Here is a 13,152-nt window from a genome sequence, read left to right as displayed (position 1 = left end):
GAAAAAAAACAATGCTGCGGTATGAATAAGTTTGATAAAGCTTATCTAAAAATGGCTCAGGAATGGGCAAAACTCTCCTACTGTAAGAGAAAACAGGTGGGAGCTCTTATCGTAAAAGATAGGATGATTATTTCAGATGGTTACAACGGGACTCCTTCGGGATTCGAAAACTGCTGTGAAGATGGAGAAGGGAAAACACACTGGTACGTATTGCATGCGGAAGCCAACGCTATATTAAAACTAGCAGCTTCCACTCAATCTGCAAAAGGGGCAACGTTATATCTGACGCTGTCTCCCTGTAAAGAATGCAGCAAGCTGATTTTGCAGGCAGGAATTACGAGGCTGGTGTACATTAATGAGTATTCGGATGACGATGGAATATCGTTCCTGAGAAACCATAATATTGAAATAGAACAAATATCGGACTGTGAACTAAAAAAATAAGCACAAATGACTTGGGATGAAAAGATCAAAGATTTTGAAATATTTCTTCGTTTCGAAAGAAATTTTTCAGAAAACACACTCGACGCCTACGTTCGGGACATTAAGAAATTAAAAGATTACGCAGAAGAGGATCTGGAAAACGTCGGTCCAGACTCCATCGGTTACGAAAACCTGCAGGAATACATTTTCAATCTTTCCAAACAGAAATTCAGTGAGAGATCACAAGCAAGATGGATATCTTCCATTAAAGCTTTCTTTAAATTTCTGCTGGAGGATGAATATCGTGAAGACAATCCTGCGGCGTTACTTGAAGGCCCTAAATTGGGATTATATCTACCAGATACTTTAAGCTTGCCTGATATCAACAAAATTATTGCTGCTATTGAGGTCAATACAGATCTCGGAAAAAGAAACCACTGCATCATAGAGGTACTATATGGCTGCGGACTTCGGGTTTCCGAACTGATTGATCTGAAGATCTCCAATATCAACTTCAAAGAGCAGTACATCAAGGTACACGGAAAAGGAAATAAAACCCGTTTTGTTCCTTTAGCTGACTATACTGCAGATTTGCTGGAAAGTTATATCAAAGAGGTACGTTCTAAAGGTAAAATTAATAAGAAATATGAAGACACTCTGTTTTTAAACAGCCGTGGGACTTCTATGTCCAGAGTGATTGTATTCCTTATTATTAAAGAACTTACAGATAAAGCCGGGGTCAACAAAAAAATATCTCCACACACCTTCAGACATTCGTTTGCCACCCATTTATTACAGAATGGGGCAGATTTACGTTATATTCAGGAAATGCTGGGACATTCCAGTATTACAACAACGGAGATCTATACGCACCTGAAAACTGAAGAATTAAGGGATGTTATTTTGAGTTATCACCCGAGAAATATTAATATTGCTCAATGAAACTATTGAAATATTGTCCAAGCTGTGGCAAAGAGTCCTTACACTGGGATGGTGAAAAGAAATGGAGCTGTCCGGAATGCGGTTTTACTTTGTATAATAATGTGGCAGGTGCAGTAGCAGTTGTCATCAGATGTGGAGACGAAATTTATCTTACCCGAAGAAACAGAGATCCCAAAAAAGGAAAACTCGATCTTGCCGGAGGATTTGTCGACCCAAAAGAAAGTGCAGAGGAAACCTGTAAAAGAGAACTTTTTGAAGAACTTCAGCTTGATATTGATATTTCTAACCTGAAATACCTTACCAGCCTTCCCAACATCTATCAATACAAAGAGATTGATTATAATACGATTGATCTATTTTATGAGTATAATGTTTCGGAAAAGTTTGAGGTAAATCTTGAGCTCTCTGAGATTTCAGAAGCAGTCTGGATTCCTTTACAGGAGTTAAACTTAGAGGACATTGCTTTTGATTCCCAGAAGAGATTTTTCGAGAGTTATTTAAAGAAATAATTTTTGTAATATATTCTCTCGCAGATTTTGCAAATTGAGCAGATTGTAAACACAATTATCTGCTGGATCTGTAAAATCTGCGAGAGTTTTTTTTATGATTGAATTAATATGTTTTAGCCTTAAGCATTTCTTCAAAGTACTGAATCAATAATGCTCTTTCTGCTTCTGAAAGATTGGCTTCTGGATGATAGACAATATAACCAGGCATTGGCATTGTCCTGTTCTGGATTGTTTGAATAGATTTCGTAAGCATACTCTCCTTCAAATCCTTATTATAATTTCCCCAGGTAGAAAAATTCAGATGTTCCCTGCCTTCATTCACATGGCTTTTTACAGACCATGAAACGGGAGCAATAAAGGCATACTTTGGATAAACCGTCTCATTGGAATGACAGTCATAACAGGCATTTTTAAGCAGTGTTCTGATCTTTTCCGGTGATTTCCTTGCCTCCACAAAGTTTACAGCAGAATCAACAGGTTTATTGGTTCTGTCGATAGGAAAAAATTGAATCAGAGCAAATGCTACCAATGTCCAGAATACTATTTTCTTAACTATTTTCATCAGCTTACTTTACCGGAGTTAGAACAGCATTGGAGGATTTCAATTCTTTCTTAACTTCCTGTTTCACTTCAGCTGCAGCTGGTGGTGTTTCCACGACAGGAGTTGGTGCAGGAGCTGTTGTTCCTTTAGGATTATCAAGTGTTCTGGAATCTTTCAGATCCCATTCTTCCCTTGTTTCCCATAGACCTCTGACAATTACTTTTTTGTAGAAAATATAAGCATCCTCAGCAAAAACATCATTAGCAAAGTCTGCTTCATCCCAATATTTATTGCCGTTATTATCCACCAGAATTCTTACAATATATTCTCCAGGTTTCAGGATATCAAATTTTATATGATCTCCTTTGATATATTTCTGATAGGCTATCTTGTCTGAAGAATCTACCAGCTGAATCCAATAATTGGTAGTTGGCGCATTCGAAATAGAGAATTCAACACTTCCAAACTGGTCTACTTTAGCCACATCAAAGTCGAAACGCTTAGATTGTGTATTTTTTGTATAGAATGAGGATATCGTTTCCTTAGGAACGGTAAGCTCATAGCTTTTTCCCATCACAAAATCTGACTGAACCTGAATCTGATAAGGATTTGTTTCTGAAATTTTTGCGGTAAATGGCAAGGTTGTCAAGCTGTCTCCTTTAATTTTCAGTGTCCATTTTGAAGGATCAATTTTATCGACGATATAGTTGGAAGCAATTTTTAAATCGGCTTTTGGAGCGATGGAAGTTCCATCATTATCACTGAAGACATCCATAGCATTCTTCTTATTATATCTGTAAAATAAGGAAACGCTGTAAGCACTGTCTTTTTTCGGACCTTTATTATGTGTGAATATAAGCTTTTCATTGGCGGTCTGCCCCACGTCATCTTTCACTGCATCAAACCAGATTCTAACGGAATCAGATTTTGGATTGTGTGTTATTTTCACATCCTTCAATTTCTCATTCAATGATTGAACTTTTACTTCCTCAGGATTCCCCTCGAATGTCATCAGAACACCTCCTGCAGTTTCTTTCATTTCTACATATTTCACAGGCTTTTTGGAAGGATATACTTTTAGATTTAATCCTGAAATAGATTTTTCAACATTAATCGGATCTTTCTGGAATCCTACTTTTTCTTTACCCGGATCATACATAGAATTTCCATTCTCATCTTCAAAAGCAATAATTTTATATTTCCCTGGGGTCAGATAGTTTAATTCATAATATCCGTCTTCATCCACCTTGGTGATATAGTAAGGCTTTTTCTTGTAATCCATGGTGTCTTTTACCTGATACAATCCCACCACCAGTTTATTCTCCGTTGTTGTTCCGGTTTTCTTTTTAATATCCAATGCATCCTTTACTTCACCGCTCACATAAAGATCATCCAGTTTATTTCCTGTGGAAAAAGCAAAATTAAAATACCTCAGTATATTGGATTCATTATTATCAACAATTGAATTTCCAAAATTGAAATTATAAGTTGTATTGGCCTGAAGAGTATCCGTCCACTGGATCAGTACAAATTTATTGGCTATATTCGAAGGAAGAATCCTTGTTATCCCTTTTATAGGAGGTGAAATAATCAAATTTTTGTTGATGTCCTTTAAGGTCACATATTCATCAAAATCCAGACGGAGTTCGCGAATATCTCTTTTGACATTAATTCTTGTGGTATCAATGTTTGAGCTTAAAAACTTTGGTGCAAGGGTATCTTTAGGCCCTCCAACAGGAGATCCTACTCTTGCACAAGAATGAACAAGAAAACAGATAACGAATAATAAAAGAAACCTTTTCATGAAAATGTTTAGGCAAAAGTAAACATTATTCTCCAAAAACTTCCTGTCCGGAATTCAAAGTATCTTTATTGTCATTCATCACGGTATGAAGCTTATCCTTCTGCAAAGGGAAATCTTCGAATAAGCCTGATAATGCAAGGGCTGTATATACTTTGTTTGAATATTTGTTTCCAATAGCTACAATGGTCACTTTAGATTTTAAAAGGTGGGCAAATACGGAATTCGTACCATGCCACCATCCGTTATGATATGTCAGTTTTTCTCCGTTATCAAATATTTTCATTCTGAACCCTAAGCCATAGTTATTCATTCCTGCTTTTTCATTGCTATAAGGAGTAAATACCATTTCCATCAGCTCCGGTTTAAGGAAATTTTTTGAAAACATTGCTTTTGAGAAATTGTATAAATCTCTTGGGGTAGTGTATACATTTTTATCTCCGTAAATAAGATCCAGTCTGTCTAAAGGATACAGTTTGTTTCCTCCATAATAGAATGACTGTGAAGCGGTAGGAATATCTTTCTCCTGGAAAATGTATGTATTATTCATTTTCAGCGGAGTGAAAACCATTTCTTTCATGGCTTGAGGGAAAGGAGTTTTGGTAACTTTTTCAACCAATAAAGCCAATAAAGCAAAGTTGGTATTACAGTACATAAACCCTGTATCCGTATCTCTTGCCAGATCAGGCTTGTATTTGATAATCATATTCAATACATCCTGATTGGTAATGAATGGCTTGGAAAGTTCAGTCGGTGCAGGCTGTATTTTAGTAATAAAGTATTCGTATTTCGGAAGACCACTTCTTTGATCTAATAACGTCTGAACGGTAACATTAGGATAAGGAAATCCTGGAAAAAACTGAGTAAGATGATCTGTAAGTTTTATTTTACCAGCTTCAATTAGCTTCATCATTGCCATTGCAGTTAAGGTCTTTGAAACTGACGCTACATGTAAAGGTGTATTTTTATCAATAGGCATCTGATTTCCTTCTCTTCCAAAACCTCTGTAGTTCTCATATAGAATTTCATCACCTTTGGCAACAAGAATTCCGCCACTAAGATCTCCTGCTTCCCATATCTTTTTGTAATACTGATCGATATAACTTACCGTAGTCTGTCTGTTTAGAAGCTGTCCATCACCTTTCGTGAAGACATCTCCCAGATCTACGTTTCCATAGTTAGGAAGATTGGTTGTATTTTCAGCCGAAGCACCTTTAGCTTCAGACTTTTTTTTACAAGAAAATATTGATAAGAAAACAGTTAAGATAAGTACAAAATTACGCGTCGTCATGAGATTCAAAATGAGCGGCAATTTAATAAAACTCAAAATAAATAATAAACATGAGGTGGACATTATGAATTATTTAACATTCATGAGAGAAAAAGTGAAATTTGGACAAGAACTGTTCTAAGATTCTTCAATCCTGTTCTGACCTAATCCAACTCAATCATAGTGCCTTATCCTGGTAATTTATAAAACAGTACAGAATTTCTAAAATGTTATAATAGGAATGTCCTTATCTGGATAGTTATTGAATTGATTAAATATTTTATTTAAATATTCATTTGTAGCATTATAATTATTGTCTTTAATCCCTTTAAATTCATAACTAAAACTATCTCCCAAATCATTTTTAAAGTTAATATTATGAGCCGCAGGATCTTTTATAAAGTCATTAATATTCTTTTTTAGTTTCTCTTTTCTTATGTTTTCTTTGATAGCCTTCATTTCAGGCTGATTCTCTAATTTTTTAATTCCAATTAATTCAAAACTATAATTTCCATCTAGTGACTCTGCTTTAATAACTAAACCGGGTAATCCTGAAAAAACATAAGGACCATCATTGATTGGAATATCATTGGTATATAAAACGTGCCATACTCTTTTCCCAAAATCGGCGAATGCTTCATTGGCCATATAGCCCTTATATTTACCATACTTCTTTAAATCGTAAAAATTAATCTTATTTTCTTTATACCAATAATTGAATTGGTTAAAATTACCACCTATAGTAAAATAATCTTTTGAAAAGTCTTTGAATACTTTTATTCTTAAAAAAGAATTTTTAATTGCTGATACTCCTTTATAATCCAACTTACTGACTAGAGAATCAATTTTTTCTTTATTTAGGTTATAAAAAATACTTTGATTAGCAATTATTTTGAGAGCCATATATTCTTTTACTAATGAATCTTTCTCCTTTACTGGCTTAAATTGTACTTCATATGTGACCTGATAATTTTGCGCAGCTATATAAGTACATGATGATAAAAAAATATATAAATAAAATATAAACTTTCGCATTGTATAGTAATTAATCGGTAAATTTTTCATTTAGAACTTTTTCATAATAATCTTTCTGAGGGTCATTAATATGCTCAAAGTAGCGGTATTTATTGAAAAAAAAATATTTTTGACAAGTTTTTGGAAGATACTGATTTATATTATCAGAATCAGAATGTTCAACAATAGTATACATCGGAAATTGAGCAGATACTATATCTTTATTTTTTATTAATATTTCCATAACGCTATATTGGAATGCTCCATTGCAGCTGAATTCTGCAGTATCCGATTCAATATATTTCTGATAATAATAGTTAATAACTTCTTTACTGAAATTTTTATCCTTTAAGCTAATAACAGAAGAAAAAATGGTATAAAGCCAGTTATACTTTATATGAGTTTTTATTTTTTTCGTAGAATTAGTATCTTCTGAAGAAATAATTATAGATTTTAAATTTACTTTCTTTAAAATGTTTGTAAGAAATAGTTCGGAATTTATTTTTAAAGGGCTCAAACTCTTTTTTTCACTTGCCTGTAAATAGTCCTTCATTTTCCCATATGTATCTACATTTAATTTTTCATTGAGATATTCATTAATAGCGGCTTGATCTCCTTGATAAACAATTGTATTATTCTTTATAGTTAATATTAATTTTTCGGTAGGTTCAAGATATATCGTCAAAGATCTATCCAGATCTTGAGTCCCTTTAATTGAAATTTTATTTACTATACCGGAGAATTCCTTTTTATTCCCGTCTTTTAATATCACTTCTGTCTTATTATTTTTAATAGTAACCGATCCGGTATTGTTATTAATAATAGTAATTTTTTGAGATGATAATACTGAAGAACTGAATAAGAGGATACAGAATATCCTCTTACCTAAAAATGACTGTTTCATTTGTGAAGGGCAAATTGAAAAATTTTAATTATTTCTATACTCCTCACATTTATTAAAGCAATCAACCGCATTATCAGCAATAATATCGATCGCAGGTTTTCCTGATCCCGATGGGCTACAATGACAGTTAACCTGAGGGCCTGTTCCTCCAAAAACTTTTTTTAATTGCTCTTTTGAAACTTGTCTTAAATTGTTCATTATAATAAATATTTTAGAATTGGACTGTAAATATATATAATTATTCAATCACTCATTAGGGAATTTTATTATAATAAATAAACTTGTAGATTTCTTCTTAGTTTATACATAGAGACTAATCCTCAGTCTTTCCCATTTTAAATGATTCATATTCTAGTGGACATTTAAATTTTCTCTTACTACGAATTCCCACTGTAAATACAACAAAAAACCCTACAGCGACAACAATTAAAAACGTGTTCATAGTTAATAAAAAAGCGAGTTCACTTTTCGTAAATTCGCTTTTTATCTTTTATATATTTCTTTAGCTTAACAATGTGAAGCTACTATTTTATCTACAATAAACTGGGCCAGTTTTTCTTTGCTCTGATACGTCCAGCCAGCAATGTGTGGCGTTACAATGGCTTTTTCAGATTCGAGAAGATATTTTAAATCTTCATTTTCGGCCTCAATATTCTCGAAAGAAGACTTTTCATACTCCAATACATCCAGACAAGTACCTTTTACTTTTCCTGCTTTCAACGCTTCTACTAAACATTTAGTTTTTACATTCTTTCCTCTTGCTGTATTCACAAAGTAAAAATCATTTTTCATTTCTGCAATGAAAGTTTCATCAATAAGATAATGAGTTTCCGAAGTTAAAGGAATATGTAAGCTTACAACTTCTGCAGACTGCTTCAGTTCTTCCAGTGAAACCTGTGTTGCATATTCATCAGAAAGATCAGGAAGTATATCATGGAAAATCACTTTACATCCAAAACCGGAAAGTCTTTTTGCCGTAGCTTTCCCCATATTTCCATACCCAATTAATCCGACTGTTTTTCCTAACAGCTCATCCCCTCTGTTTTCTTCACGTTTCCAGATCCCGTTTTTCACTTCCTGAGAAGCTATAAAAAGTCTGTTCATGATGACAAGCAGCATTCCTACTACATGCTCTGCTACAGAATCTCTGTTTCCTTCCGGAGAATTGATTAATTGAATCCCCAGTTTTTCGGCAACAGGAATATCAATATTTTCCATTCCGGCTCCTACTCTTGCAATAAACTTCAGATTCTTACCTTTTTCCAGAAAGTTTTTGTCTAAAGGAATACGGCTTCTGATAATAATACCGTCGTAATTCTCAATTTTATCACAAACCTCATCATAGGACGACGTAAAATCCTCTTCCAATACAAAATTCTGAGCCAAAAGCTGATCAGTAATAAGAGGATGGTTTTTATCTAAAAGAAGTATTTTCATAATTTAAACACGAATGACACTAATTTATTTCACGAATAACACAAATTACAATATCCCGTTAATCACTCTCTTAACTCCATTTTTAAATTGAAGCGTATTAAAGTTAATCAACATTCCAAGTTTACAATTACTTAAACGAAGGTATGTAAGTATTTGTGCTAAATGAATATCTTGTAATGATTCTATAGATTTTATTTCCAGCACAAATTTTTTCTCAATCAAAAAGTCAAGCCTATAGCCAACATCCATTTTCACATCATCATAAACTAATGGCATGGGCTTTTGTCTTTCTACAAGAAGGTTATATTTATTTAATTCATAAAATAAACATTCTTCATAAGCACTTTCCAAAAGTCCTGGCCCCAACGTTTTATGAACTATATACCCAGCTTCATAAACAATTTTTGATATATCATTTTCTGAAATATCCATTTTCATTATTTTTTTCCATTTGATCAGGCACAAACCATTTGTGAAAATTTGTGTAAGACATTTGTGTTTTTTGTGTTTTAAAGAAGGTTATTTCTTGTCTTTCTTAGACTCCTGTGGTTCCTGGAATAACTTTTTAAGTTCTACAGATTCCAGAGGTTTCATTCTTCCTGAAAGAATCAATGAAAGTTCTTTTCTACGGAAAGCCGCAGCAAATCTTTCTTTCTCTTCTTCTGTTTCCGGAACCATTTCCGGGATAGGAATCGGGCGGTTGAATTCATCTACAGCAACAAAGGTATAAATACCGGCATTGGTGTGAATTTTCTTCTGATTGATCGGATCATCCAACCATACATCCACATACACTTCCATTGAAGTAGAGAATGCTCTGGAAACTTTAGATTCCAATACCACTACTCCACCTTCCGGAATCGGATGATTGAAAGATACGTGGTTTACAGAAGCTGTTACAACTCTTCTTTCACAGTGTCTTGCTGCAGAAATAGACGCACAACGATCCATTTTTGCTAATAGTTCACCACCAAAAAGGTTTCTTAAAGAGTTGGTTTCGTTCGGAAGAACGATATTGGTCATAATGGTCAGAGATTCTGACGCTTTTTTTATTTTTGCCATCTATTCTTAGTGTTGTTTGGAGCGGCCGGGGTAGATTGTTTTGCTTTTCCGGCAGGTTTTACTAATGAATCTTTTTTCAAAGAATCTGAAACGGGTGCTTCCGGAGTATGTACCATCACCTTCACTGTATCTTTTACAATTCGATGGGTAGAAGTCTGTACGGAAACATTCTTGAAAGATTTTTTTCCAAAAAGAAGTTCCTGCTGGGTAAATGCCAGATATAAAATTCCTAGAACCGGAATAATCAGAAGGAAAACCCAGAGAATTGTTTTTCTGAATTTAAAATCTTTTTCGCGGTTCACTAAAGTTTTTACCTTTTCCCCGTTATTGATATCTGAAAAACGGATCTCTTCCAGTCCGTAAAAATCAGGACGTCCGGATTCTATTCTTTTTCCTTTGAAATGGGTATGCCCTTCTTCAATGAAAACTGTTCCAAGGTTTTGAATTTCAAGAACCTGTTCGGCCTGAAGTTTTTTCTTCCAAAAATCAGTCTGGATCTTAAGATCACTTCTTGAAGCTTCCAGGGACATCTGTTTCTGTCCTGCAATAAAAGCAGTAAGATCTTCAGCCTGTACTTCGTAGTCTATTGTAAATTCAATCTGACTGGCAGGAGGCAGGATGCTTCCGTTTTCGGAATTGATAATTGCCTTAGAATTTTTCAGTGAAAACACCCCAAAGCCTGGAACCGTGGCAGTTCCAAATTGTTTTAAATATTCTAAAATGTATGCTGAAATATTCATTTGGCAGCAAATTTATAACTTTTTCATGACTTTTGAGGATATTTAACCTTTATAAAAAAAGACTGCCGAAACAGTCCTTTGATTATTCCGTATTAAAATAGGAATACGGTTATTTAAACTTCTTTTTTTAAGCTTAACAATTGTTATGAGAGTGGTAAAACAATCAAAAATAAAAAGGTCAAATTTATGATTCTACAAATCTGTTTTCGAAACCTTTTTGCCTTTTCAACTGTTATTGAATCTTCCAACTCACCCCAAACATAAAGTTTGTTCCTGCCTGAGAGAAATAGTATGGCTGCCCTTCATATACAGATCCATTGTTCACATATTTTTTGTTGAACAGGTTATTCACCAACAGTTTTAAAGCAATTTCATTATTGGCAATTTTAAACTGATACTGCGCATTGAAGTCTGTCAGAAAATAATCTTTAAGCTGTAAGTTTGCATCTTCGGTATTATCAAGATATTGTTTTCCCACATACTGGTTCATTAATACAAACTGGAAATTTTTTGTAGGATTAAATTTCAAGCTCAAATTAGCAATTACGTTCGGAGAAAATGAAATCTGTGTATTTCCAAGACTTTTAGGAGTATCTCCATTTTGAATATTAAAATCCTGATTCCTGTTCTGGCTTAAGGTTACATTCCCGGAAACTTCCCATTGTTTGGATAGCTTTGCCAAAGCACCTACCTCAACTCCTCTTCTGTAGCTCTTTCCTGAGTTTGTTCTGATAAATGCTCCTACGTTATTCAATTCTCCGTTTAAAACCAACTGATTCACATAATACATATAGTAAACATTCGCAGTAAGTGATACGATTCCGAACTGTTTTTCAAAACCAGCTTCAATATCATGAAGTTTTTCAGCTTTCACATCATTATTGGCCATCAGGTCATCTCTGTTCGGTTCACGGTGAGCATGAGCATAAGAAAGGAATACCTTCCCTCCTTCAATTCGGTAGTTCACCCCAGCTTTTGGATTAAAAAACAGCCAGTTTTTGCTTAAATCCGCACCTTCACCGTCACCCGCCATCAGGATTTTGGTATTGTAATTGATTTTTCTTAGTTGTAAATCACCAAAGAATTCAAAGTTATCTACTCTGAATAATGCTTTTGCAAAACCAGACACTTCATTCTTTACCGAGCGGTTTCTGTAGTATTCACTTTCATCAATCTGAGGGAAAAATACACCGGTAACATTTCCATAATGCCTTCCGTAATACTGATTCACAACAGCTCCAAAGTTCAGATCCAGATTTTCAAACTTTCCGTACAAGGTAGAAACCATACCATAGAAATCATTATTCAGCCATTTTTTTCTGATAAAATCAGAGTATTTTATGGTTTGTCCACCTTCAATGATATTAGGCAGATTGTATCTTGAAAAAAGATTTCCCTGCTTATAGTTTTCGTAATATCCTTTTCCTTTGGTATAATGAAAAGTTGTTTCCAGATTCCATCGGTCACTGAATTTTTGTTCCCAAAGTAACTGATAATGATTCTGTCTGTAATTATCGGTTTCATTGTCATAGAAACTTACAATATTCTCCCAATTGGCATCATAAATTGCTCCCGAAACATTGAATTTCGGGTCTGTTTCCCAGGTTTTACGATCAATCCCATTCCAGGCCTGATACGTTTTCTCTTTACCTCCGAAAGCCATTAAACGTAGCTTCGTATTTCCCTCTTCAAATAAAGCGGTAAAATTATAAGAGTGTAAATTGGATGAAGCTCTGTCAATATATCCGTCAGAGTGAATATGAGTATATCTTCCCATTACAGAAAGACGGTTGTTCCAGAATTTCCCGGAGCCTATTTCAGCTGAATATTTATAGGTATTAAATGATCCGTAACTGTCATCTGTTTTAAAATAAAATTTCTCTTCCGGATCTTTGGAAAGTACATTAATACTTGCTCCGAAAGCAGAAACACCATTATTGGAAGTTCCCACTCCTCTCTGAATGACAATCTGTGAGGCAGAACTTGTTAAATCCGGAACGTTGACAAAAAATGTTCCCTGGCTTTCAGAATCGTTGTACGGAACACCATTCATCATTACATTAATGGCACTTCCTGAAACTCCACGAATTCTAAAACCGGTATATCCCACTCCGTTTCCTGCATCTGAGGTGGAAATTACAGAGGTTTGATTTTTTAAAAGGATAGGAAGATCCTGTCCCAAATTTTTCCCGTCTAAATCTTTCTGTACATTGATGATTTCCTTTGCAACCGGAAGTCTTTTAGTAAAGTTGACCGCTTCAATTTCCCTGACCTTCAGAGAATCTTTATTCTGAGCCTGGATAAAAGCTACAGAGCTTACGCTAAGCCCTAAAAAAAATAATCCTTTCATTCTATAAATCTTTGACATTTAATGAATAAAAGGGGATCGATAAGATATTATACAATTCAGCGTCTTATGAAGACACATCCCTAAACAGCATTACCTGTTCCAGGTTCGTTGGGTATAATCTCAGCCTGTTAAAGCACCCCTTTATTTCAACGGCAAAAA

General features: G+C 34.4%; 14 protein-coding genes and 1 riboswitch. Of the genes, 3 read left to right on the top strand and 11 right to left on the bottom strand.

What is annotated here, in order from left to right:
• Nucleotides 1–21 precede the first annotated feature (21 nt).
• Genes CQ022_RS20565 through CQ022_RS20555 form a run of 3 tightly spaced genes read left to right on the top strand, consistent with a single transcriptional unit; the run spans nucleotide 22 to nucleotide 1,874 of the window.
• Nucleotides 22–444 (top strand): deoxycytidylate deaminase, encoded by a 423-nt coding sequence (locus tag CQ022_RS20565; protein WP_034692520.1) that lies wholly within the window; start codon nucleotides 22–24, stop codon nucleotides 442–444.
• Nucleotides 445–450: 6 nt separating this feature from the next.
• Nucleotides 451–1,365, top strand: a complete 915-nt coding sequence (gene xerD, locus CQ022_RS20560) for a site-specific tyrosine recombinase XerD (RefSeq protein ID WP_105684153.1) — start codon at nucleotides 451–453, stop codon at nucleotides 1,363–1,365.
• On the top strand, nucleotides 1,362–1,874 hold the full coding sequence (locus CQ022_RS20555; protein ID WP_105684152.1) for an NUDIX hydrolase: 513 nt from the start codon (nucleotides 1,362–1,364) through the stop codon (nucleotides 1,872–1,874). The genes xerD and CQ022_RS20555 overlap by 4 nt, the downstream gene beginning before the upstream one ends.
• Nucleotides 1,875–1,977: 103 nt before the next feature.
• Here the strand turns inward: CQ022_RS20555 and CQ022_RS20550 are convergent, their stop codons facing one another.
• The 11 genes from CQ022_RS20550 to CQ022_RS20505 all read right to left on the bottom strand — a co-directional run bounded on the left by CQ022_RS20550 (nucleotide 1,978) and on the right by CQ022_RS20505 (nucleotide 12,993).
• A complete protein-coding gene (locus CQ022_RS20550) occupies nucleotides 1,978–2,436 on the bottom strand; it encodes a heme-binding domain-containing protein (protein ID WP_105684151.1) in 459 nt (152 codons plus the stop codon).
• Nucleotides 2,437–2,440: 4 nt separating this feature from the next.
• Nucleotides 2,441–4,219: an Ig-like domain-containing protein gene (locus tag CQ022_RS20545; RefSeq protein WP_105684150.1), complete on the bottom strand. Its 1,779-nt coding sequence runs from the start codon at nucleotides 4,217–4,219 to the stop codon at nucleotides 2,441–2,443.
• Between the two features lie 25 nt (nucleotides 4,220–4,244).
• A complete protein-coding gene (locus CQ022_RS20540; protein WP_105684149.1) occupies nucleotides 4,245–5,507 on the bottom strand; it encodes a serine hydrolase domain-containing protein in 1,263 nt (420 codons plus the stop codon).
• A gap of 201 nt (nucleotides 5,508–5,708) precedes the next feature.
• On the bottom strand, nucleotides 5,709–6,551 hold the full coding sequence (locus CQ022_RS20535) for a GLPGLI family protein (protein ID WP_105684148.1): 843 nt from the start codon (nucleotides 6,549–6,551) through the stop codon (nucleotides 5,709–5,711).
• Nucleotides 6,532–7,404: a hypothetical protein gene (locus tag CQ022_RS20530; RefSeq protein WP_105684147.1), complete on the bottom strand. Its 873-nt coding sequence runs from the start codon at nucleotides 7,402–7,404 to the stop codon at nucleotides 6,532–6,534. The genes CQ022_RS20535 and CQ022_RS20530 overlap by 20 nt, the downstream gene beginning before the upstream one ends.
• Before the next feature lie 24 nt (nucleotides 7,405–7,428).
• Nucleotides 7,429–7,602: a hypothetical protein gene (locus CQ022_RS23065; protein WP_165791704.1), complete on the bottom strand. Its 174-nt coding sequence runs from the start codon at nucleotides 7,600–7,602 to the stop codon at nucleotides 7,429–7,431.
• Between the two features lie 309 nt (nucleotides 7,603–7,911).
• Nucleotides 7,912–8,841, bottom strand: coding sequence for a 2-hydroxyacid dehydrogenase (locus tag CQ022_RS20525; protein WP_105684146.1), 930 nt, complete (start codon nucleotides 8,839–8,841; stop codon nucleotides 7,912–7,914).
• 45 nt (nucleotides 8,842–8,886) lie between these two features.
• Nucleotides 8,887–9,273, bottom strand: coding sequence for a GxxExxY protein (locus CQ022_RS20520; protein WP_105684221.1), 387 nt, complete (start codon nucleotides 9,271–9,273; stop codon nucleotides 8,887–8,889).
• Between the two features lie 87 nt (nucleotides 9,274–9,360).
• Nucleotides 9,361–9,903 (bottom strand): acyl-CoA thioesterase, encoded by a 543-nt coding sequence (locus CQ022_RS20515; RefSeq protein ID WP_047381641.1) that lies wholly within the window; start codon nucleotides 9,901–9,903, stop codon nucleotides 9,361–9,363.
• Complete coding sequence (locus CQ022_RS20510) at nucleotides 9,891–10,643, bottom strand: hypothetical protein (RefSeq protein WP_105684145.1); 753 nt, start codon at nucleotides 10,641–10,643, stop codon at nucleotides 9,891–9,893. The genes CQ022_RS20515 and CQ022_RS20510 overlap by 13 nt, the downstream gene beginning before the upstream one ends.
• A 232-nt stretch (nucleotides 10,644–10,875) precedes the next feature.
• Nucleotides 10,876–12,993: a TonB-dependent receptor gene (locus CQ022_RS20505; protein ID WP_105684144.1), complete on the bottom strand. Its 2,118-nt coding sequence runs from the start codon at nucleotides 12,991–12,993 to the stop codon at nucleotides 10,876–10,878.
• Between the two features lie 60 nt (nucleotides 12,994–13,053).
• Nucleotides 13,054–13,143, bottom strand: a riboswitch (TPP riboswitch).
• Nucleotides 13,144–13,152 lie beyond the last annotated feature (9 nt).

This window comes from Chryseobacterium culicis (genome assembly GCF_002979755.1).
Lineage (GTDB): Bacteria > Bacteroidota > Bacteroidia > Flavobacteriales > Weeksellaceae > Chryseobacterium > Chryseobacterium culicis_A.
The sequence above is the reverse complement of the archived record's forward strand: the minus strand, read 5'-3'. Positions and strand labels throughout refer to the sequence as shown.

Bases quoted from the DNA above. Each gene is read 5' to 3' on its own strand.
- CQ022_RS20565 (WP_034692520.1), top strand. From the start codon at position 22: ATGAATAAGTTTGATAAAGCTTATCTAAAAATGGCTCAGGAATGGGCA.
- xerD (WP_105684153.1), top strand. From the start codon at position 451: ATGACTTGGGATGAAAAGATCAAAGATTTTGAAATATTTCTTCGTTTC.
- CQ022_RS20555 (WP_105684152.1), top strand. From the start codon at position 1,362: ATGAAACTATTGAAATATTGTCCAAGCTGTGGCAAAGAGTCCTTACAC.
- CQ022_RS20550 (WP_105684151.1), bottom strand. From the start codon at position 2,436: ATGAAAATAGTTAAGAAAATAGTATTCTGGACATTGGTAGCATTTGCT.
- CQ022_RS20545 (WP_105684150.1), bottom strand. From the start codon at position 4,219: ATGAAAAGGTTTCTTTTATTATTCGTTATCTGTTTTCTTGTTCATTCT.
- CQ022_RS20540 (WP_105684149.1), bottom strand. From the start codon at position 5,507: ATGACGACGCGTAATTTTGTACTTATCTTAACTGTTTTCTTATCAATA.
- CQ022_RS20535 (WP_105684148.1), bottom strand. From the start codon at position 6,551: ATGAAAAATTTACCGATTAATTACTATACAATGCGAAAGTTTATATTT.
- CQ022_RS20530 (WP_105684147.1), bottom strand. From the start codon at position 7,404: ATGAAACAGTCATTTTTAGGTAAGAGGATATTCTGTATCCTCTTATTC.
- CQ022_RS23065 (WP_165791704.1), bottom strand. From the start codon at position 7,602: ATGAACAATTTAAGACAAGTTTCAAAAGAGCAATTAAAAAAAGTTTTT.
- CQ022_RS20525 (WP_105684146.1), bottom strand. From the start codon at position 8,841: ATGAAAATACTTCTTTTAGATAAAAACCATCCTCTTATTACTGATCAG.
- CQ022_RS20520 (WP_105684221.1), bottom strand. From the start codon at position 9,273: ATGGATATTTCAGAAAATGATATATCAAAAATTGTTTATGAAGCTGGG.
- CQ022_RS20515 (WP_047381641.1), bottom strand. From the start codon at position 9,903: ATGGCAAAAATAAAAAAAGCGTCAGAATCTCTGACCATTATGACCAAT.
- CQ022_RS20510 (WP_105684145.1), bottom strand. From the start codon at position 10,643: ATGAATATTTCAGCATACATTTTAGAATATTTAAAACAATTTGGAACT.
- CQ022_RS20505 (WP_105684144.1), bottom strand. From the start codon at position 12,993: ATGAAAGGATTATTTTTTTTAGGGCTTAGCGTAAGCTCTGTAGCTTTT.